The 20,809-nt window shown below is 35.9% G+C and carries 15 protein-coding genes and 6 pseudogenes; 14 read left to right on the forward strand and 7 right to left on the reverse strand.

The features are described 5' to 3' along the window. The first annotated feature begins 25 nt into the window (after window positions 1–25). Window positions 26–658, forward strand: coding sequence for a hypothetical protein (locus V6E90_RS11105; protein ID WP_332605343.1), 633 nt, complete (start codon window positions 26–28; stop codon window positions 656–658). Between the two features lie 109 nt (window positions 659–767). Here the strand turns inward: V6E90_RS11105 and V6E90_RS11110 are convergent. After that, a pseudogene (locus tag V6E90_RS11110) lies at window positions 768–1,037 on the reverse strand (tyrosine-type recombinase/integrase); the annotation flags it as partial. Window positions 1,038–1,110: 73 nt separating this feature from the next. On the opposite strand from V6E90_RS11110, the gene V6E90_RS21885 reads away from it, so the two are divergent. Both V6E90_RS21885 and V6E90_RS11115 read left to right on the forward strand, forming a co-directional pair. Then, a complete protein-coding gene (locus V6E90_RS21885) occupies window positions 1,111–1,233 on the forward strand; it encodes an HNH endonuclease (protein ID WP_442881259.1) in 123 nt (40 codons plus the stop codon). 2 nt (window positions 1,234–1,235) lie between these two features. Further along, complete coding sequence (locus V6E90_RS11115; RefSeq protein WP_332605345.1) at window positions 1,236–1,709, forward strand: SMI1/KNR4 family protein; 474 nt, start codon at window positions 1,236–1,238, stop codon at window positions 1,707–1,709. Window positions 1,710–1,818: 109 nt separating this feature from the next. Here V6E90_RS11115 and V6E90_RS11120 read toward each other — a convergent pair. After that, a pseudogene (locus V6E90_RS11120) lies at window positions 1,819–2,058 on the reverse strand (tyrosine-type recombinase/integrase); the annotation flags it as partial. A 269-nt stretch (window positions 2,059–2,327) separates the two neighbouring features. Between V6E90_RS11120 and V6E90_RS21890 the strand changes: the two are divergent. From V6E90_RS21890 to V6E90_RS11130, 3 genes and pseudogenes are all read left to right on the forward strand, one after another. Beyond that, window positions 2,328–2,513, forward strand: coding sequence for an HNH endonuclease signature motif containing protein (locus tag V6E90_RS21890; RefSeq protein WP_442881260.1), 186 nt, complete (start codon window positions 2,328–2,330; stop codon window positions 2,511–2,513). Window positions 2,514–2,527: 14 nt separating this feature from the next. Further along, window positions 2,528–2,995 (forward strand): SMI1/KNR4 family protein, encoded by a 468-nt coding sequence (locus V6E90_RS11125; protein WP_332605346.1) that lies wholly within the window; start codon window positions 2,528–2,530, stop codon window positions 2,993–2,995. A 96-nt stretch (window positions 2,996–3,091) separates the two neighbouring features. Continuing rightward, a pseudogene (locus tag V6E90_RS11130) lies at window positions 3,092–3,396 on the forward strand (RHS repeat domain-containing protein); the annotation flags it as partial. Window positions 3,397–3,522: 126 nt separating this feature from the next. Here V6E90_RS11130 and V6E90_RS11135 read toward each other — a convergent pair. Beyond that, window positions 3,523–3,717 (reverse strand): annotated as a pseudogene (locus V6E90_RS11135) (tyrosine-type recombinase/integrase); the annotation flags it as partial. A gap of 683 nt (window positions 3,718–4,400) precedes the next feature. Between V6E90_RS11135 and V6E90_RS11140 the strand changes: the two are divergent. Further along, window positions 4,401–4,846 (forward strand): annotated as a pseudogene (locus V6E90_RS11140) (contractile injection system protein, VgrG/Pvc8 family); the annotation flags it as partial. A gap of 108 nt (window positions 4,847–4,954) precedes the next feature. Further along, the gene (locus tag V6E90_RS11145; RefSeq protein ID WP_332605347.1) at window positions 4,955–9,058 is read left to right on the forward strand and encodes an RHS repeat-associated core domain-containing protein; all 4,104 of its coding nucleotides are present in this window, start codon (window positions 4,955–4,957) and stop codon (window positions 9,056–9,058) included. Window positions 9,059–10,551: 1,493 nt separating this feature from the next. On the opposite strand, the pseudogene V6E90_RS11150 reads toward V6E90_RS11145, so the two are convergent. Beyond that, window positions 10,552–10,809, reverse strand: a pseudogene (locus V6E90_RS11150) (integrase); the annotation flags it as partial. Window positions 10,810–11,098: 289 nt separating this feature from the next. Between V6E90_RS11150 and V6E90_RS11155 the strand changes: the two are divergent. From V6E90_RS11155 to V6E90_RS11170, 4 genes are all read left to right on the forward strand, one after another. Then, entirely contained in the window at window positions 11,099–11,308 is a 210-nt protein-coding gene (locus V6E90_RS11155; RefSeq protein ID WP_332605348.1) for a hypothetical protein, read from the forward strand. 38 nt (window positions 11,309–11,346) lie between these two features. Continuing rightward, window positions 11,347–13,224, forward strand: a complete 1,878-nt coding sequence (locus V6E90_RS11160; RefSeq protein ID WP_332605349.1) for a potassium transporter Kup — start codon at window positions 11,347–11,349, stop codon at window positions 13,222–13,224. 529 nt (window positions 13,225–13,753) lie between these two features. Continuing rightward, window positions 13,754–15,403, forward strand: a complete 1,650-nt coding sequence (locus V6E90_RS11165) for a phosphoethanolamine transferase (RefSeq protein ID WP_332605350.1) — start codon at window positions 13,754–13,756, stop codon at window positions 15,401–15,403. A 255-nt stretch (window positions 15,404–15,658) separates the two neighbouring features. Further along, window positions 15,659–16,279 carry a thiol:disulfide interchange protein DsbA/DsbL gene (locus V6E90_RS11170; RefSeq protein WP_065342923.1) on the forward strand — a complete coding sequence of 207 codons (621 nt, stop codon included), beginning with the start codon at window positions 15,659–15,661 and terminating at the stop codon, window positions 16,277–16,279. Between the two features lie 215 nt (window positions 16,280–16,494). Here V6E90_RS11170 and xseB read toward each other — a convergent pair whose 3' ends face one another. The 3 genes from xseB to V6E90_RS11185 all read right to left on the reverse strand — a co-directional run bounded on the left by xseB (window position 16,495) and on the right by V6E90_RS11185 (window position 19,458). Continuing rightward, window positions 16,495–16,692, reverse strand: a complete 198-nt coding sequence (gene xseB, locus V6E90_RS11175) for an exodeoxyribonuclease VII small subunit (protein ID WP_016541998.1) — start codon at window positions 16,690–16,692, stop codon at window positions 16,495–16,497. Continuing rightward, window positions 16,685–17,944 (reverse strand): exodeoxyribonuclease VII large subunit, encoded by a 1,260-nt coding sequence (gene xseA / locus V6E90_RS11180; RefSeq protein WP_332605351.1) that lies wholly within the window; start codon window positions 17,942–17,944, stop codon window positions 16,685–16,687. The genes xseB and xseA overlap by 8 nt, the downstream gene beginning before the upstream one ends. A 155-nt stretch (window positions 17,945–18,099) precedes the next feature. Continuing rightward, window positions 18,100–19,458 (reverse strand): amino acid permease, encoded by a 1,359-nt coding sequence (locus tag V6E90_RS11185; protein WP_332605352.1) that lies wholly within the window; start codon window positions 19,456–19,458, stop codon window positions 18,100–18,102. Window positions 19,459–19,570: 112 nt separating this feature from the next. Here V6E90_RS11185 and V6E90_RS11190 point away from each other — a divergent pair, with 112 nt between their 5' ends. Both V6E90_RS11190 and V6E90_RS11195 read left to right on the forward strand, forming a co-directional pair. Next, window positions 19,571–19,927: a hypothetical protein gene (locus V6E90_RS11190; protein ID WP_332605353.1), complete on the forward strand. Its 357-nt coding sequence runs from the start codon at window positions 19,571–19,573 to the stop codon at window positions 19,925–19,927. 127 nt (window positions 19,928–20,054) lie between these two features. Further along, a complete protein-coding gene (locus V6E90_RS11195; protein ID WP_332605354.1) occupies window positions 20,055–20,777 on the forward strand; it encodes a hypothetical protein in 723 nt (240 codons plus the stop codon). The last annotated feature ends 32 nt before the right edge of the window (window positions 20,778–20,809 follow it).

A 20,809-nucleotide genomic window follows, 5' to 3' on the forward strand; every position in this document is an offset into this window, starting at 1 on the left:
GCCCTTTAGGAACTTTTGAATTGTTATGTTAAAAATAGTCTTATGTTTTTTTTTATTGGTTGTAGTTTCAGCATATTTCTTGAACCAAAGTAAAGCCATCATAGATACAAGTGATACCAGCTTTGCTATTGCTGAAACAAAATTACCAACCTCACAAGAATTAATGACACAATTTATTAAAGTTTTCCCAGAACTTAAATCATCTGATTTTCCGCCAGTAAATACTGATGAATCTGTAGATAGTTGGTTGATGCGATGGCAATCTGATTATGATATTTCTTCAAAGTATATTGCTAGATCAGAATATAAAGATTGGGGGTGGCATATAGAGAAATCATTGAATTATCTTCTCATAGTGAATGGTACGAAGTTAGATATTCAACCTAGACTAAATGTCATGTTTACTGAGATTGAGAAACAAAAAAAAGATGGTGAGGAGCTACCATTGGAGGAGATATATCAAACGTACTATGAGAATGTTATAGCTGTAATTCTGAAAGAAAGTTTTGATGTGATTGCTATAGATAACGGTGAGAGCGCAGCTTTTATTTTAACAAAACCTAGTAACCCTGAAGCACTCAAATTAGCAAAGTTATTAACGGAAATTTGGAATGAAAGCCAAATTGATTTTTATGAAGCAAAGCTTTCGAGCCAGTAATTTATTTTGTGTAAACTCTATATATCTATAAGCTTTTTTAGCAAAATGAGAAAATATATCAGTGCTTCTGCCTTTGGAAGCAGAAGCATTGTTTTTGTAAAATTTGTTTTTATGCACCACAATACATAGCCCAATCTGCCATTAATCCTTTACGTTTCTCAAGATATGCTCCACGTAAGTAAGCAGCTTCAACCTCATCAGGCAGCTTATGAGCAAGCACATGCTCACAGACCTCTCTAGGGTAATCAGTCTTGTCAGCAGACCAGTCACGGAACGTAGACCGAAAACCATGTGTGGTAATCACTCGATTCTGTTTTGGATCAATATAGCCTAAGTGATTTTCCTTATATTTCTGCTCATGCATACGCTTAATCAAAGGGGAAAAATATATCAATGAAATTTATGGAATAAACAAAAGACAAAGTGGTCAAAGAGCTGGTAGTTGGCCTGATATTAGTCCTAAAGGGCAAACTTGGCATCATAGTGGTAATGGAAATGTGATGGAATTAGTGGATGGGGCTGTGCATAGACAATTTACTCATAAAGGTGGCGCATCAGGAGCTAGAGGAGAATAAAAATGTCTGATTTTATCATGCTTGAAGAAGGGCCGTTACTTGATAAAAAGTTACTTTCTCGTTTTGAAAAAAAGATTGGTAAAAAGTTACCGAGTGAATATCAGTCTTTTCTAGAAGCGTTTAATGGCGGTAGACCTCAAAGATCCTATATCGATTTTATTCTTCCAGATGGAGTCAATTCTGGAGATTCAATAAATTATTTTTATGAAGTATCAAATGATCCAGGTAATAGTCTTATAGAGATTTATGAGGCAATAGCTTGGCAAAATCCAGAAGGAATTATAATGATTGCGGAATCACCTGCTGGAAACTATTTTGGTGTTAGTGTCAATAATGTTGATTATGGACAAATATTTTATAAAGATCATGAATTGGACGATGAGCCCGTTAAGGAAGATGGATTACCTTATAACATGATAAAAATTGCTAATACTTTTAATGAGTTTGTTGATAAGCTTTATGACCCAGATGAATAATTTTCTAATGGTGCTGTGCTAAAGATGGTATAAGTTCTATGAGCTGTTCTTCTAAAAGAAGCTCTCAATGCTTTTGCTTAGAATGGCAGAAGTATTGGTTTCCTTTGGTTTATTTTTCATGAGTTACAAGATTGTAAGCCCAATTAGCCATTAGACTTTTACGCTTTTCAAGAAAAGCTTCACGTAAATAAGCAGCTTCAACCTTTGGTGGTATTTTGTGGGTAAGTACATGCTCACACACTTCAAGAGGATAGTCAGTTTTATCTGCTGACCAGTCACGGAAAGTAGAGTGGAAACCATGTGTAGTTATCACTCGGTTTTGTTTAGGGTCAATATAGTCTAAGCCAGAGTTGCATTCAAATACAAAAATTCCTCAGAATATAAAATACTGGTTAACACAAAAAGGTATAAAATTTTATAAATATTAAAGGAGGGTTTTAATATGCCTGTTTCTTCAGGTTTATACATCAGAATAGTCGGTATGGGTTATAGTCCACTTAGAATTTTAGAAAATCTTCATAATGCGGGTTGGAATTTTAATGATCATGGGCTAAAGGCTTATTTACCTCTGCATGATAAGCGTGGGAACAGTTAGAGCAGCAAAAGGGTGAAAAATATATTGAAGAGGTATATGGTGTCAGTAAGAGAGGCAAAGGTCCAAGGGGGGGAGCTTGGCCAGATGATTCTCCAGATAACTTAACTTGGTATCATCATGGAGATACAAAAACAATGGAGCTAGTAGATGAAAAGGTTCACAATGTTTTTACCCATACTGGTGGTGCTTCTGAGGCAAGAAAAAAATAGTATTAGAGGTTATTATGTTTGAAATGATAAAAGAAGGTCCTTTATTGGACAAAAATGAAATTCATAATTTAGAAAAAAAACTGAATGTCGAACTTCCTATTCAATATAAATCTTTTTTAGAAAAATTTAATGGAGGGAAACCGTTACAATCTGAAGTAGATTTCACATTACCAGATGGTACAGATAGTGGTGATAAAATAAAAAGATTTTATGAGGCTTCAATAGACACTTCTTATGGGTTACGTTCAAATCATGAGGATTTAAGCTGGCAATTACCTTTAGGATATTTAACAATAGCAATTACTCCTGCAGGTAATTATTTTTTGATTGGTCTTACCCAGAATAATTATGGTCAAATTTTTTACAAAGATCATGAATTGGAAGATGAACCTGAAAAAGACGATGGATTACCATACAACATGGTTAAAGTCGCTAATTCATTTAATGAATTTTTAGATAAACTCTATGATCCTGATGAATAACTTAAGAATGAGCATGGTAAAAGATTACAATTTTTTGACCTAAAGCCATATGGTTATAAAGGGTATTTCATTGTAATTTAAAATGTTTTAAGATAAAAAGTTGAATACTTCTATAGTGACCTGCCCACTGAGAAGCGTGAGCCAATCATTAAAGGCTTAACACTGAATGCTTTCAGTCAACTTGAAAAAATCAAACATGCTGATGTTGCAGTAGAACACTTTGTCCATGATTCTGAAGGACGTTTACTTGGACACGTTGATGCTAAGTAACATCGAACACGATATGAATACGATGCAGCAGGTTTAATTACCAAACGCATCGACAAATTAAACCATACTCTCAAATATCAATGGCGCATCTTGTTCGTCTAAAGCGTCTACCGAATGAAAATGGCGTAAGTTAGGGACTGTATTAAATTTGGGGTATACCCTAATTTTATAAATGAACTTTTATTTAGAGACTTCAGCCCTTTAGGGCAGAAGTCAAAGTTTATGGTTTATACTTTAATTTTTCGTTAAAAACTCAGTCAATCAACCATTAGACTTTTACGCTTTTCAAGATAAGCACCTCTTAAATAAGCTGCTTCTACCTCATCTGGTAATTTGTGAGCAAGTACATGTTCACAGACTTCGCGAGGGTGATCAGTTTTGTCTGCTGACCAGTCACGGAAAGTAGAGCGGAAACCATGTGTTGTAATCACTCAGTTTCGTTTAGGATCAATTAGGAAAGGGTGAAATGTCAGGCTGGAGTTAGAAAATGGAAATTATGCAATAGGAAATCGAACTCAAATATATCTAATTTTGATTCTTACTGAAATGACATAACTAGAAACAAAGAAATCCATATGTAGTAAAAATAGTAGTAAAAAATTAAATGTAAAATAATTTATTGTTTAATATCAATTCACTATTTTATCGATGTTACTGTCACCGCTTCCGCCAAATTTTGAATTAAGCCCTTGTTATTGCAAGGGCTTTTTTCTTGCCTAATATTTTACCCCTCATCAAATTTTGGATGTAAAAAGTCAAAACAGGATAATTTAGGATGGGGTAGGAAATAAGCATAAAAAATTCTAAACTCTTTTAGACTATGAAAAAGAGATTTTAAATATATAAAAAAGGGTTCACGATGAACCATTAGAGATAGCTGTATAAGAAATTGAGATTAGACATTACCAGTGTACACTTTCCAAAAAATAAGTAATGCCATTTCCCTTATAACGATAAAATCCAAGTGGCTCATGTACTCTTGCTATGAATTGTAGCCTTTCCTTTTGAAGGAGAGATTTAAAGCACTCATTATAGGTGGAGTGACATAAATTGTCATAAATAGACAGATCTATATAGATGGACCGCCATGATACTTTGTAAAATGCACTAAATTTAAGCGAAAGCCTATAACAAGATGTTGAACAATATATTTCAAGCCTTAGACAGTTTAGGGCTTACTGCACAAAAAAACGTGCTTTGCATATTTTATTTTCTAATCCCGATTTAAATGCTCAGGTGTTTTTGCAACGTATTGATGGGAAACATCAACTCAATGAGGGATTTAAGGCAGAATTGATTTGCCTATCAACAAGCGCAGTTATTCCTTTAAAGCGATTTATTGGTAGCTAAGTTGAAATTGACCAAGTGACAGAACAAGGTCAACTCACCCGTACTACAGGGATTATCACGGGTGCAGCTATTGGACAATCGGATGGAAGCCTTACCCTATACAAACTCACCGTAGAAGATCCAACAGCTCTACTTAAATATCGTCGAAACTCTCGTGTATTCATGAATAGAATCATTCGAGATATCACAGAGATATTGTTTAAAGAATGGCAGCAACGTAGTCATTTATGGGAGTATTACCCATAAAGATGGTTTTTATTTGCATTTGGTATTGATTATCATTTACAATATTGCGTATAAATTATGTGAATTTTGTAATAATTATAAAGGTGCTAAAATATGCAAATTAAAAAGATCATTTCGATATTGCTAATTACTAATATCGTCAGTACCCCTGTATTTGCAATAGGCCCTAAATACGTTGGGACATTACCACCTTTGACTGTCTATGGTACACCAGATTCTGTTCTAGATATAAATCAAATAAACTCCATGTCACAAACATTTTATCAAGACATGCGTAATGGAATACATCCTATTTATAATTCAACTCCAACGGCTAGTGTTTTTCGGAAAGGCGGAAACAGTAATTGCCAGACTCCTAACCCTGTTAGAATTAACAGTGGTGAAAAGCTGCATGAAGAGATTGCATTTACAACACCTTGGGAAATGCCATTAAATTACTCCCAAATCTATTATTCACAGGATAAAAAAATAAATGTTTTGAATGATTTTGGTATAAGTCTCTCTACAACCAGCTTTGGTCAAAAATGGGCTAGTAATTATGATGTTCTTTTAAGAGATGCTGCTATCTATGCTTTCCAAAATAAAGTACAGTTTACTCGGCAACTACCAGATGGTTCTTTTTCTCCTATTACGGAATTAAGAGATCTCGGCCAAGTATCTAATCCTTATGCTTTACCGAATGGTGATATTGAAACGTACTCTGTAAGTATTATAAATCGTAGTCCACGTATGCATTTCGGCTTTTTAAAAAGTAGAAAAAATTTACATGGTATTGGTTGGGAACAATCAAATGATTCTTCTACGGGTATTACTACTATTACCCACACGAATGGCAAAACAATTAAAATAAAGAAAGTTGATAGTAGTACAACTCAAGTGACTGACCCAGCAGGTAAAAACTACACTTATAAATGGGATGGCTCTCGCTTAGTCCAACTTATCTATCCAGATAATTTAGGAAAAAAAACATATCATTATGGTGAAAATGGCGCAAACGAAAATATACTTACAGGTATTTCCATTGATGGAAAACGTTATGCGACTTATCTTTATAACGGAGACAAGGCAATACAAAGTGGCCGTAGTGATGGTACTCAGACTTATAAACTACAATACGGAAATAATTATACGAGTGTGACTAATCCTTTAGGTGCAGTTTCTAAATATATTTATACTAATGATAACAAAGATAAACTAACAAAAATTGAACGCAGTGGAGTAAATAATTGTCCCAATAGCAATGCTGTAACTTATTATGATAATAAGGGATATGTAAGTTCAGAGGTTGATTGGAATGGTGTAGAAACAACTTATCAACGTGATTCTAATGGGTTGCTATTGCAGAAGAAAATACCTTCTAAAAATACGGTAACTAAATACGCATGGCTTAACTCACCTTATTTAATTAGTAAAGTTGAAAACTTAACAAATGACATAGTAACGTCTGATACAACATATACATATTATTCTTCGACTGAAGCTGCGAAAAATCGTATTAAAAGTATAAAAACATGTAGTAAAATAGGTACAACTACTTGTGACAGTATTAGTTATAGTTATGCCATACACAGTAATGGTATGCTCAAAGATGTTGTAATTAATACGAATGGAAAAACATCAATATATACCTATGATGTAACAGGTAATCTTATTCAATATAAAAACTCATTAGATCATATCACGACATATAGTAATTATGATGGTTTGGGGAATGTTGGTAAAGTGACTGACCCCAATGGTTTTGTGACAGAGTATAGCTACGATGCACGTAGTCGAGTCATCAATAAAAAAGAAACGCTTAGCAGTGGTCAGGTTCGAACCACGACTTATCAATATGGTACGTTTGGAGTTACGCAAACTGAAACCAATGGGATGCGTGAGACGATTAACTATAATGATAATGGCACAATGGCCAGCATTACTCATGGTGTGGGAAGTTCAATTATCAGCGGTCAATACTATACATATTCTAAACTTGGAAAATTATTGAGATTAGATTATAAAGAGGGGGCAAATACCCGATTTAGTATGATTAATGAACACAATCAATTGGGCTGGACAACTGCGAATAAAGGTAATAATGGACAAGATATCCGTTATGAATATGATGGGAATGGTAATGTCATCAGACAAATTGATTCTTTAGGAAGAGTTACAACATATAGTTATGATGCAAATAATCATTTAACCCAAGAAAAACGCCCAGATGGTTCGATTATCCAATCGAGCTATGATGCGCAAGGTAATATAATATCTGTTAAAGATGGTAAAGGTAATACTACATCTTATACATATGATGGTTTTGGTAATTTATTGACTTCACAAAGCCCAGATACAGGATTAACAAAATATAGTTATGATGTTGATGGCAACCTGATTCAACTCACTCGCGCTAATAATGTAATAACGACTTATAGTTATGATGCATTAGGTCGACAAACCAAAGCTCAAACAGGAACTCAAACACAAGCATGGGTATATGATAATTGTACCAATGGTAAAGGTCGCCTGTGTGGGACATCGGACGGGATTAGCTCATCGGGATATGGATATACTAAAGATGGGCAAGTGATTGTTCAGGCTAAGATTATTAATGGTATAAATTATCAAACTTCTTGGACATATGATAGTTATGGGCGCTTAAGTAGTGAAAGTCTTGCGAACAATAGTTATAAAATTTCTTATGGCTATGACACTATGAGTCGAGTCAATAATGTCAAAGTACAAATACAAGGCGTGAATCAAGATGTAGTTAAAAATATTGCCTATGAACCTTATGGTGGTATCAAAAATTGGACCTATGGTAATGGACTAACCCGTGCTACTAGTTACGATAAAGATTTTAGACTGATAGGAATCAATACGGATACTATTCAAAAGTTAAGCCATAGTTATAATGGAAACAATTGGATTAGTAGTATTAATAATAATTTAGAAGCCAATCGAACATCTAATTATAGTTATGACTTTTTAGGACAATTAACCAAAGCGGCTTCTGCACAATATACCGAGAGTTGGACTTTTGACAAAAATGGTAACCGTAGTAGTCGTTTGGGAAATACCAACCTCACAACTAACTATCAAACGAATACGGGTAATCGGTTAACAAGTACAACGATGACAGAAGCTAAAAACTTTAGCTATGATGTGCTAGGGAATTTAATCAAGAAAACTGGTTATGGCGGAACGGTAGATTACAGCTATGATGGCTTCAATCGCTTAAAATCTATAAAGACTGGAACTAATAACATAAGCTATGATTATGATGTATTTAATTTACGTACCCGTAAGAATAGTGGGGCAGATAACGTAAACTATATTTACGCACCAGATGGCCGATTATTGGGTGAGTCCAATTCATCAAATACGAATATCAGCACAGTTTATATCTGGTTGTATGGTCAGATTATAGGCTTGGTTCGAAGTGATAAGTTGAACTTTGTGCATAATGATCATTTAGGTCGACCAGAAGTATTGACTAATACTGGTAAAGCTGTGGTATGGAAATCTCAAAATACTAGTTATGACAGTACTGTAGTTAAAAGTAGTATTGGCCAATTTAATATCGGTTTCCCAGGACAATACTATGATTCGGAGAGTGGACTTTGGTATAACTGGAATCGGTACTATGATCCAAGTGTGGGGCGTTATACACAAAGTGATCCGATTGGCCTGGCTGGTGGTTTAAATACTTATGCTTATGTAGGGAATAATCCAATCAGTTTTGTAGATGAGCAGGGAAATGTAGGGATTCCTGGAGCAGCTTATGGCGCCATAGCTGGGGGAATAGGAGGATTTATTTCTGGAAGAACTGTAACAGCTACATTTGCAGGTGCTGTGGCAGGGGCAGCAGTTGGCCTAGTTATGCCTGGAACGTCACATGCTGTTGGAGGAGCGATAGGAGCTGGAGCGGCAAGCTTATTAGGTCAGGGGGCTGGAAATGCAATATCAGGTAAGGATTATACTGACATAGGAAATTATGACTTTGCAGCTGCTGCTGGTGCGGCTCTCGGGGGGGCAGCAGGTGGCCCTATAAATCATATGATAGGGCGTTACGGTCCTTATATTCGAGTAAACTTAATTGGAAAACCTTTAGGCACATCAGGAATTAACCGGATACCAGGAATGTTATTGGGGGCAGCTACAGAAGGTATAATTGTTGGTACTGGTGAATACCTAGGGAGCTGTATGCCGTGATCTATTGGATTTTATTTTTACACTTTAGTATTTGCACTATATTGATCTTTATAGGGTGTTACATCTACGGTATAGTTTTAAAGTATTTAGGCAAGAAAGGTTTTTTTTTCAAACATATTATTAGTGCTTTGGTGTATTTAATTTTTGCCATTTATATAGTTCTCCCACTTCTTCTGCCATTTACTTTAATTGAGGATTTACATTTAAAGTTGAAAAATGAAATCTTGATTAATGTATTCCTTTTTTTGGGATACATATTGTGTTTATTTCCTGGAATTTTATTTTTCAAGAATAAATTCTTAAAAGATCTTAAAAAACTAGGGTATTTTGTGAAATAAAAATGAAATAGTATTATTGTTTAAAGAGCTAATCTTATTTATAAGGTGACATGAGGTTAGAGCTATAGTGGTCAAATATAGGGTAGGTGTTTTGTTCCTGGTTTAAATTTCAGAAGCATTCATTTTATGTTGCCTAGCGAAGTAGCGTACTACAGAATTCTGCACAATCGGCCATTAATCCTTTGCGTTTTTTTAGATAAGCTCCACGATGGTGATATTGCTTGAGGTATCTTTGATGGTATCACTGGAGGATGGCAAGGAATATCTGTCGGTTCAGGAGTTGCAAGTGTGGTAGGTTAATCTTCTTGTAATATTTTTAAAAACAATATGTTATGTCTTTTTTTTGGATTGTGGTTCCTATGCTGCTGTTGGTGCAATAGGTGGCCCTGTCAATCATGTACTAAGTAGATTTGGTACAAGAGTAAATATGATAGGAAAACCATTAGGAACTCGCGGATACAATCGTAATCCTGGTATGTTTGCTGGTGCAGTATTCGAAGGCTTTGTGGTTGGCTCATCAGAATACGTTGGCGGTGGTTTAAAACCAAACGATATACAAGTAGGATGTGCTCCATGATGTGGTTCTATGCATTTTTGTTCTTTTTGATTTTTTGTATATATTTTATGTTTATAATATATGTATATTCTAAAATTCTTATGGCAGTAAGCAACAAGAAAAGCTTAGTCAGCGATTTAATAGGAATAATTGTTTATATACTTATGATTCCTTTCTTTGCAGCTCCACTGATTATTGGATCAGAAATTAATGGCTATAGGGAATTGATATCAGAAAATAATTATTATTTCATTTTAAATCTAGTTTTTTTTGCTCTTTCACTACTACCTGGGATTTTTATTTTTAACAAGTATTATTTAAAGCAGGCTAAAAGAAGGAATTTCAGATATTAAAAAATTGTGAATTTTGATTGAATTTAGGAGAACCTATGGGAACATTGGGAACTAACTGAGCATCAGGAGTGTTATTGAGAGTTGCTACTGACGGTATAATTGTTGGCACTGGTGAATACCTTGGGGGCTGTCTGTCATGATCTATTGGGTTTTATTTTTACACTTTAGTATTTGCACTATATTGGTCTTTATATAGTAGGTGTTTTGTTCCAGTTTTAAATTTCTGAAACATTCATTTTATGTTATCTAGTTAAAGAGCATACTACAGAATTTAGCCCAATCAGCCATTAGACCTTTACGTTTTTCTAGATAAGCTCCACGTAGATAAGCAGCTTCTACTTCATCTGGTAATTTATGTGCAAGTACGTGCTCACACACCTCACGAGGGTAATCAGTTCTGTCTGCTGACCAGTCACGGAAAGTAGAACAAAAACCATGTGTAGTAACTACTCGATTCTGTTTTGCATCAATATAGCTTAAGCCATTTTCTTTATGCTTTTCTTCCACATAAAAAATCACATCCATTGGAAAAGACCATCTTCCTTATTCTAGGTGATATTGAACAAGTGTAACTATTAAATAACAAGCATCTACAATGTTGACTTGAACAATATCGAGCCAAAGTAACCCGAACTTAAATTTATTCTTAAAGCTAGATCTCCGAAGGTGTTTTTAGAAGAGCTGGAACATTCTGAGTTTAGGAACCGTAGCCTAAAAATTTACGCAAATTTTACGCGGCCATTTTTTTAAGTTTATTAAAATATACTTTGCAATCATTCTTATGGATAGGTTAATGGGTTTCTTTAATACATCTGATCAAGACAATCATGTTCATAACCTGCTTCTTAATAAAAAAGACATACTGATGGGGGATAGCTTAGATGTGCTGGTCGAAAAATATGTCGGTGCATCGAAAGAAATACAGCAGATTATTGTTCAGATTCTTAAAGAGAGAGGGTATTCTTCACGAGAAATAGAGCATATGCTTAAAGAAAAGAAATGACTAAAGTTTTGCCCTATAACAGTTAAAGAAAGCTCATTATGCAAAATACTACAAAAAAAGCAGCATTGCCTGCCACAGCGTTGGCAGCGCTTGGGGTGGTCTTTGGAGATATCGGAACAAGTCCGCTATATGCATTAAAGGAATCCTTCCATGCGGCTCATGGTTTGGGGATTCAACCTGAAAATGTATTGGGTATTTTGTCGATTATCTTCTGGTGCTTAATGCTGATCATCAGTATTAAATACATCGCGATTGTCATGCGTGCAGACAATAATGGTGAAGGTGGGATCATGGCTTTATTGGCCTTGAACCTGCGTAAAGCGAAATTATCAGAAACAAAAAAAATCTATCTGATTGCAATTGGTTTTATCGGGGCGTCTTTGTTCTTTGGAGATGGGATTATCACCCCAGCCATATCCGTTCTTTCTGCTGTTGAAGGCTTATCGATTGCCACTAATGTGCTTGATCCCTTCATTGTGCCCATTGCGGTAGTGATTGTGACCACGCTGTTTTTGATGCAGAAACATGGCACAGCCTTTGTCGGTAAGTTTTTTGGACCAATCACCTTAGTCTGGTTTTTGTCACTTGGCATTTTAGGCATTGCCAGTGTGATACAGACACCCGTTGTACTGGGGATGGTGAGTCCACATTGGGCAATACAGTTTATCTTTACTCATCCAGTTCAGTCTTTCTTTATTATGGGGGCCGTGGTGTTAACGGTCACGGGTGGGGAAGCGCTGTATGCCGATATGGGGCACTTTGGGCCACGTCCAATTCGGTTTGGATGGTTCAGTGTCGTGTTACCTTGCTTAGTTTTAAACTATGCAGGCCAAGGTGCATTATTACTACGAAATCCAACAGCGATTGAAAACCCATTCTATTTATTAGTGCCAAGTTGGGCGTTATACCCGATGATTATCTTGGCGACTATGGCGGCGGTGATTGCTTCACAAGCGGTTATTTCTGGGGTGTTTTCCTTGGCACGCCAAGCAATTCAATTGGGTTATTTACCAAGACTAGGGATTAAACATACTTCAGATTCAGAAGAAGGGCAGATTTATGTGCCTTTTCTAAACTGGCTATTACTGATTGCAATTTTAATTCTGATTTTAATCTTTCAGACCAGTTCAAACCTTGCCAGTGCTTATGGTCTAGCGGTTACATTAACCATGCTATGCGATACGATTTTGGTTGCAGTCTTTATTTACTATGCTTGGAAATGGAGCTTACCGAAGGTATTTTTGCTCATTATCCCATTTTTCATTCTCGAGTCAGTTTTGGTTGCGGCTGCATCATTAAAAATATTCTCAGGTGGTTGGGTGCCATTATTAATTGGCGCTGTAGCAATGATCATTCTAATGACTTGGAAGCGGGGTCGAGAGCTCACTTTTGCTAAGCTTGAACATGACACATTGTCACTCGACTTATTCATAAGAAGTATTGGCGATAATGTACATCGTGTGCCAGGGGATGCGGTATTCCTCACGGGTACGCCGAATGTGGTTCCACATGCCATGTTGCATAATATTAAGCACAATAAAGTGTTACATGAACGGAATATTCTGGTGACTGTGGTAATTGAAGATGTCCCTTATGTCCCGCAAGAAGAACGCATTGATGTTGAAACTTTAGATAATCATTTCTATCGGATTAAAATTTTCTATGGATTTAAAGATGAACCAAATGTGCCACGTGCATTGGCTCAAGCCTATGAGCAGCTAGAGTTTGAATATGATTTGATGCAGATTAGCTTCTTTATCTCACGTGAACGTATCATGCATAGTGTCGGGGATGGCATGGCGCCTTGGCGGGAGCATTTATTTATTTCAATGCAACGTAATACCAGCCCAGTCAGTGATTTTTATCAAATCCCGACCAATCGTGTAGTGGAACTGGGGAGTCAGATTGAAATTTAACAATGCGTTCTAAGCGTTTTTTAGCTGTAATTGTTTTAGCAAAATTCAGACAGCCTTTGTGAATACAAAGGCTTTTTTTGTTTACTTATGCTTTCCAATCATTATGAGCGATAAGCTTGGCCTGACTGAATAGTATGATATTTAATATCAGAATGTTCAAGCATGATGCTTTCATTTCAGTTTCATTTAAGCAAAACGTTCTACTCTAAAGCCATAGTAAAGCCGAATAAGCATCGCTACACCTTTTGCCACATCCTCAGATGTGGTTTTTTTTTGCTGTTTTGACTTTGTTTATATAGCTCGGTGCACATTACATCATCATGCTTAAATTAATCGGCGTATAATTTTTTTATTCCTTCTTATATTTTATTTTATAGTTAATTTTTTAAATTATGACGTGTAAATTACATTTTTGTCATATTTTAAATATAGATTAAATTTGAGATATACTTTTGAAATTAGAGTGATGTAATTTTTATTTCGGGTTTTATTTTTTTAAAGGCTGGGGTGTCTTTTTGGAAGTTTGGAAATGCTTTGGTTTAAAAAAATATTTTGTAAGGATGTTTCATTATTAAAGTTTAATTTTATATTGGCCATCTGGTTAGGTCTATTTTTAAACTTTTCGTTCTTTATAAAAATTCAAGATCTTACCCCTTATTCAGGTTTTCAAAGTTTTCTGTTTTTGATGGCTTCTATATTGGTGGTTATCTTTACATATAATTTTATATTTCAGATTTTTAACTGGCGTTGGTCAGCAAAACCCATTGCGATTTTTCTGATCTTAATTGGCGGATTTGCATCCTATACCGTAACTTCACTTGGTGTATGGATTACTTCTGATCAAATCCAGAACATGATGCAAACCAACTTTACAGAAGCACGAGACCTTTGGTCTTGGTATCTTTTGGTTTGGGTATTGGGAATGATCATTCTCCCTATTTTTGTTGTTGCTCTGGTTAAAATTAGACTTGAAACCAAGCCTTTTATTGTTCAAATTACCAGAAAAATTCTAACTGCTGTTGTTTCTTTATCCATCGTCATCATTATGTTGTTTATTTTCTATGTCGATTTTGCCGCTATTTTTCGTGAAAATCGCAGCTTAAAAGGAATGATTTCACCACAAAATATGATTGCCTCTTTTGTTTCATATTACAAAAAGAAAGCGCCCAAAAAGAACCAACCCTTAATTATTTATGGTGAAGATGCAAGGCTTTTGCAGCGTGAAAATGCATTACCTAAGCTGATGGTGCTTGTAGTGGGTGAAACAGCCAGAGCGGAAAACTTTTCTTTAAATGGATATAACAAACTTACCAATCCAGAAATGGCTCAACAAGACATATTGAATTTTTCTAAAGTGAGTTCGTGTGGAACGGCAACGGCTGTTTCTGTTCCATGTATGTTTTCAGGGATGCCACGTAAATCCTATGATGAGCGCTTAGCCACTCGTAGAGAGGGCTTACTTGATATTGCACAGCGCGCTGGTTATCAGGTCACTTGGATTGAAAATAATTCAGGTTGTAAGGGCGTTTGTGACCGGGTAGAGACGTTTAAGATTGCAGAACCAATTCAGAAAAAGTGGTGTAAAGGTGGAGAATGCTTTGATGAGATCTTAATTGATAGTCTGAAATCCTATCTACAATCTATTCCGCCAGGGGATACTCAGCCTCGTTTGCTTGTATTACATCAATTAGGCAGTCATGGCCCTGCGTATTACAAGCGAGTCCCAGCCGAATTTAAAGTCTTTAGGCCCACATGTGATACCAATGCTATTCAAGGATGTAGTCGTGAAGTTTTGCAAAATACCTATGACAATACCTTGTTATATACCGATTACATCTTGAGTCAGCTAGTTGAAACATTAAAACAGAATACACAGTATGAAACTGGCTTATGGTATTTGTCTGATCATGGGGAGTCCACCGGTGAAACTGGTATGTATTTACACGGTGCACCTTATATGATCGCACCACAACAGCAAACGCATATTCCGATGATCATGTGGTTCTCTACACGTTGGAAACAGTCCAACCCTGAGCAGATAAAATGTTTGTCGACACAAAAAAATAATGAATTGAGTCAGGATAATTTATTTCCGACCATGTTAAGTTTACTCGACATAAAAACGAAAGTTATTGATACTGAAACGGATATGCTAGCAACTTGTCCATATATAAAATAAGGTTAATTAAACAGGTTAATATGTGTATTTTTGTGATGTGGTATTTATTTTAAGGCTGAGTGTATGGTAAAAATAATAACTTAGCGATATACGTTCCTCCAGTGAAATATTTATATCGTCATCCCATTCACTTTGCGGAGTGTTTGGGATTTTTTAAATGAGTAATCATTAAGTCGGGGTTAATGTCTGATTAAAATATTTATTTTAATGCAAATATTAACTAGATTAGAAGTGACTGTAAGAGCTATAAGTTAAATGAAAAAGTTTATTTTAACCAGTGCGGCTGCAATTGTTGCAGTATGTTCAACACCGAGTATGGCCGCAGATTTTATTGCCGGTAAAGATTATACCGTGGTTCAAAATCCAGTAAAAACCTCAGCACCAGCCAATACAATCGAAGTGCGAGAATTCTTTTGGTATGGATGTTCTTATTGCTTTAAATTAGAACCACATATGCAGTCTTGGTTAAAGACCATTCCTAAAGATGTTTATTTTCTGCGTACGCCAGCTGCAATGAATCCAATGTGGGAACAAGGCGCTCGTGCATATTATGTGAGTGAGGCTTTAGGAGTACGTAAACGTACCCATCTCCCATTATTCCATGTCAACTTTTCAGGTAAGGAAAAGGTTTTACAAAAAGAAGCTTTTGCCAAGTTTTTTACTCAATATGGTGTTTCTGAGGCAAAATTTAATAGTACCTTTGACTCTTTCCCGATTACGGCAAAAATTGCAGAATCAAACCAATTGGCGCAGAAATATCAACTTACGGGTGTCCCAGCAGTTGTGGTAAATGGTAAATATATTGTCCAAGGTGGAGATAATAAAGTTGTTCAAGTCGTTGAATATTTAGTGAATAAAGAGCGTAAGGCTCAGTAATTTCCGTGTACAAATCAATGGCAAACCTATAAAGTTTATACCGTAAATCAAGAGCGTATGAAGGTGTTGTTAGTGTGGTTGCGACAACACTTCTTCGTTCATGAAAGTGTTCAAGATTTAAAATAAAATGCCGAGATCAGTGCAGCATAATTTTATCGCGACATGGTCATCGTTTCTTAGGATTCATTATAGAACTGACTTCTTTACACTAGAAATTAATTCTCTTTAAAGGTCTCATTCAATGCTTGTTGTACAGCATCCACGCGTGATTTACATGCTTTGTAGGCCGTCATTGACTCTTCAACGATCTTCATCAGATTATCTATATCCGGCTCTTCTTGCGTTTCAAGTAGATCGGCGTTCCTTTTTAATAGTTCGTAACCTTCCTTAAAGCTTAACTCTTTCTTAGTCATGATGAATTACCTCATTTACATTAGCATGGATATAGCCATCTTGCATTTCAATGGAAATTGTCGAATGCACCTGATGGATTGAGCGAACTGCTTTATTTTCACAACGGACAATGCCATAACCTTTTGCTAAAACATTTTTAGGATTTTGCAATAATGTTTCCCGCATTAAAGCTTCAATATGTGCCGAAGCCGTTTTAAGTTGTTGTTTGGCAAAATATTGCAGTGCTGATTTCGCCACTTGCAAGTGTAGATGGCTGGTACTAATTTGATTTTCAGCCTGCGATTTGATGCGATTAAGCAACTGATCATTGTGGCTTTGATAGGCTGTAATTTGATGTTGAGAAAGCAGTTGAATCCTTTGTAGATGATCCATGACATCTTGCGAGCGTTCTGAAATCACATTACGAATCCCCGCAATCACTTTACTGGGTGTATCGAAGGAGCGATGTGCGATTTCATCTAAAATAGTTCGGTCTTTTTCATGCCCAATTCCCACCCAGATTGGGACTTTACGTTTACACAGCAGGGCAGCCAGATCATAGTCATTTAAATAAGCTAAGTCATTGACGGCGCCACCACCACGAATGATCACGATCAGATCTGGTGGTAAGGTATAGTCTTTTGCCCATTGGCGTAGCCCTGAGCTTAAAGACTCCATAATACTATGCGCGGCTGTATTTCCCTGAAAGGTCGCGGTGTGATAAACAAAATGACAAACATCTGCTTTGTGTAATGCATCCGCATCTTTTTTGAAATCGCCCAATCCTGCTGCATTCTCTGGTGCAATCACCAGCACATGTTCAATATCAAAGGGTGTTGGTAGTTGTTTATTCAGATGTACCAATCCTTCACTGCTTAATCTAGCTAAGATCTGCTGATAACGTTTTGCGATATCGCCCAAGGTAAAGCTTGAGTCGATGTCCTCGATATTGACCGAAAAGCCATATTGCGGATCAAAACGAGCCTTGATTTTAATCAGTACATTTAAATCTTTTGAGAGTTCTATACCACTTTCGCGCTCAAATTTGAGCACCATTTTAGCCGCAGTGAATTTCCAAATCGTGGCTTTACAGCTTGCGATGACTTTATCGGTCTTTTGTTCTTTTTCAGCCAGTTCAAGATAGTAATGCCCACCTTTAATATTTAAATTCCGAATCTCAGCTTTGACCCAGACAGGCTCATCAAAAGACAGGCGAATAATTTCCTGTACCGCTGAGAGATAATCACTAAGAGAGAATTGAGGTTCGGACATTGGATAGCGTAATGAAGGGGACAGAGCTATAGTAGCAAATTGAGTAAGCTGATAACAAATCAGGCCTATGATGTCTAAATTTATGATTCGCATAGAGGATAACGCATCTACAGTTTTATGGTTGAGTGCTGTAGATGCGAAAGACTGATTATGCTTTAAAGCGATTTATTCCATTTTAAAACTTTAAATAATCCGAACATAAACATGATCCAGACCGGAATCAGAATCACAGATTCTTTAAAGCCTTGTGTCCACATGATATATAAAATCATGACGATAAATGCGAGAACCAGATAGTTACTAAACGGTGAGAATAACGCTGGAAATTTTACAGTCTTGCCTTCTAATCGAACGGCACGCTTAAATTTCAAATGGGTAAAGCTAATGATCGCCCAGTTTAAGACCAAAGCTGCTACAGCCATATACATCAGATGGCTTAGCGCTTGTTCTGGAACAAAATAATTCAGTAAGACACAACCGAAAATAAGAACAGAAGAAAAAATCACTGCAGGCATTGGTACGCCTTGCTGAGTGACTTTAGCAAAAATCTTAGGCGCATTACCTTGTACCGCCAACCCAAACAACATACGGCTATTGGCATACATGCCGCTGTTATACACCGAGAGTGCTGCGGTCAAAATAATAAAATTAAGTAAATGCGCCGCCCAATCAATGCCTAATTGGCTGAAAATCATCACGAAAGGGCTTTTATCCAAACCACCTAGATCAAGTTGATTCCAAGGAATCAATGACATGATGATCGCCAGTGATGCTACATAAAAAACCAAAATTCTGAAAATCACTTGATTGACGGCTTGAGGAATACTTTTTTCTGGATTTTCTGCTTCAGCAGCGGTCATACCAATCAACTCAATGCCGCCAAAGGCAAACATTAAAAAGGCCAGCATATAAAATAAGCCTGAGAAGCCATGCGGAAAAAAGCCACCGTGTTGCCATAAGTTAGTGAAACTTGCAGTCGAATTTGCTCCAGCGGTCAGTAATAGGTACAAACCGAACAGGATCATTGAAATAACGGCAACAACTTTGATAATGGCCAACCAGAATTCGGATTCGCCATAAAACTTCACATTGCCTAGATTTAAGCAGGTGACGACAATGAAGAAAAATAAAGTTGAGATCCATGCAGGGATATGTGGCCACCAATAATGGATATATTTGGCAATCGCTGTCAGCTCAGTCATTGCCACTAAAATATAAACCACCCAGTAATTCCAACCCGACAAGAAGCCAGCGAAGCTTCCCCAATATTTTTGTGAGAAATAGCTGAACGAACCTGCTACAGGTTCTTCTACAATCATTTCACCCATTTGTCGCATGATCAAAAATGCGATCAAACCGACAATGGCATAGCCCAAAATAATCGAAGGGCCTGCGGACTGAATTGCCTGAGCTGAGCCTAAAAACAGACCTGTACCCACAGCACCACCCATCGCAATCAATTGGATATGACGGTTTTTTAGCCCACGTTTTAATTGGGGAGAGGAATTACTCAAAATATGCTGCGCTGAATAAAAAAGAACTGATTGTAATGGATAGAAAGAAGATCGACTAGGTTGAAAATTGGATTATGATCAATAGGCAAAATATAATGATGAGATTGCTGATATGGGGATGCTTTATAGAGTTGGATTTAATGAAAAACAACCTTTTGGCTATCAATGGACAGAATTTGATTGTAATTCTACTGCTGATTTCTATCTTCGTAGTTTAATCAAAAGATCAATTCAGGATACCCATCCAAAGCTTTATGAAAAAATTACAGAAGAGCTATTTGTTGAGCAAATTAGATTTGATCGGCTATCTTCACAGCAATTTATGGATATTGTATTTGCTATTAGAATAGCAATAAGCTCAAATGAATTATCAGAAACGCAAAGGGAAGGTGCAAAAATTTGGGATACGGCAATTGAACCGCTTGTTATGGTGGATGAAAGATATCATCTTTATTTTAAGATAAAATAGAGTCTTATACACAGCTTTGGTTTTGATTCTAAAAATTGAAAATAGAAATGGGTGTGCCAAGCCTGTACTGAGTTTAGAGAATAAAGTTATTTAGATGGGCTAAAATAAGAGGTGAATAAAAACGATTATGAACTCAGATTTAAATGAAAAAGATTCTCCTTTTGCTATTATTTTAAAAGGTTTTTCAACTTTTGGGCTAATCTTTATTTTTTCTGGTTTTTATTTAGGATTTTCTATTGAACTATATAGCTATACTGGGCTTAATATAGATAATTTTGCTCTAGCTGTTTGGTACTTATCATATTTTTATATTTCATATCTGCTTGGTTTTTGTATATTAAAGCAAGTGTATATACGTAATAAAGATAATATTTGTTTTGATAAAGTTAGTATTTTAATTTACTTTTTATTGGCTGCTTATTATTTTTTAATATTTCCTCGATATTATTTTTTTGATGGTAAGCATGATTTATATGGTTTTAGACTTATGCTAGGTTTTATATATCCTTTTTGGATATTAACACCATTGTTTTTTTCTAATTTTAAGACTAAATTTAATGTGTACTTATGTGTTTTTCTTTGCATAGCAGAAATTATATTTTGGTTCTTGTTTTTTAAAACAAGTGGTTTTGATTTCTATAAAAGACCCACTTTTGTTAGTGTGATGATTAGTTCACTTATATTTACTCTAACTTTTCCGCGGTATCTATCATGGTTAAAAAAAATCGATGTTGATAAATGGGTGACTCCATTATTTTTAAAAAAAGAGAGAGCAATATCTTGGATAATATCTTGGATAGCAATTGTATCAGGTGGTTTGTTTATGCTGCTTTTCTACTTTTTAATTTAAAGGTTAAGTACGTAAATGCCAGGAAATGCCTA

The organism is Acinetobacter sp. ESBL14 (assembly GCF_036668815.1).
GTDB classification, from domain to species: domain Bacteria; phylum Pseudomonadota; class Gammaproteobacteria; order Pseudomonadales; family Moraxellaceae; genus Acinetobacter; species Acinetobacter gyllenbergii.

Bases quoted from the DNA above. Each gene is read 5' to 3' on its own strand.
- V6E90_RS11105 (WP_332605343.1), top strand. From the start codon at position 26: ATGTTAAAAATAGTCTTATGTTTTTTTTTATTGGTTGTAGTTTCAGCA.
- V6E90_RS11115 (WP_332605345.1), top strand. From the start codon at position 1,236: ATGTCTGATTTTATCATGCTTGAAGAAGGGCCGTTACTTGATAAAAAG.
- V6E90_RS11125 (WP_332605346.1), top strand. From the start codon at position 2,528: ATGTTTGAAATGATAAAAGAAGGTCCTTTATTGGACAAAAATGAAATT.
- V6E90_RS11145 (WP_332605347.1), top strand. From the start codon at position 4,955: ATGCAAATTAAAAAGATCATTTCGATATTGCTAATTACTAATATCGTC.
- V6E90_RS11155 (WP_332605348.1), top strand. From the start codon at position 11,099: ATGGGTTTCTTTAATACATCTGATCAAGACAATCATGTTCATAACCTG.
- V6E90_RS11160 (WP_332605349.1), top strand. From the start codon at position 11,347: ATGCAAAATACTACAAAAAAAGCAGCATTGCCTGCCACAGCGTTGGCA.
- V6E90_RS11165 (WP_332605350.1), top strand. From the start codon at position 13,754: ATGCTTTGGTTTAAAAAAATATTTTGTAAGGATGTTTCATTATTAAAG.
- V6E90_RS11170 (WP_065342923.1), top strand. From the start codon at position 15,659: ATGAAAAAGTTTATTTTAACCAGTGCGGCTGCAATTGTTGCAGTATGT.
- xseB (WP_016541998.1), bottom strand. From the start codon at position 16,692: ATGACTAAGAAAGAGTTAAGCTTTAAGGAAGGTTACGAACTATTAAAA.
- xseA (WP_332605351.1), bottom strand. From the start codon at position 17,944: ATGTCCGAACCTCAATTCTCTCTTAGTGATTATCTCTCAGCGGTACAG.
- V6E90_RS11190 (WP_332605353.1), top strand. From the start codon at position 19,571: ATGGGGATGCTTTATAGAGTTGGATTTAATGAAAAACAACCTTTTGGC.
- V6E90_RS11195 (WP_332605354.1), top strand. From the start codon at position 20,055: ATGAACTCAGATTTAAATGAAAAAGATTCTCCTTTTGCTATTATTTTA.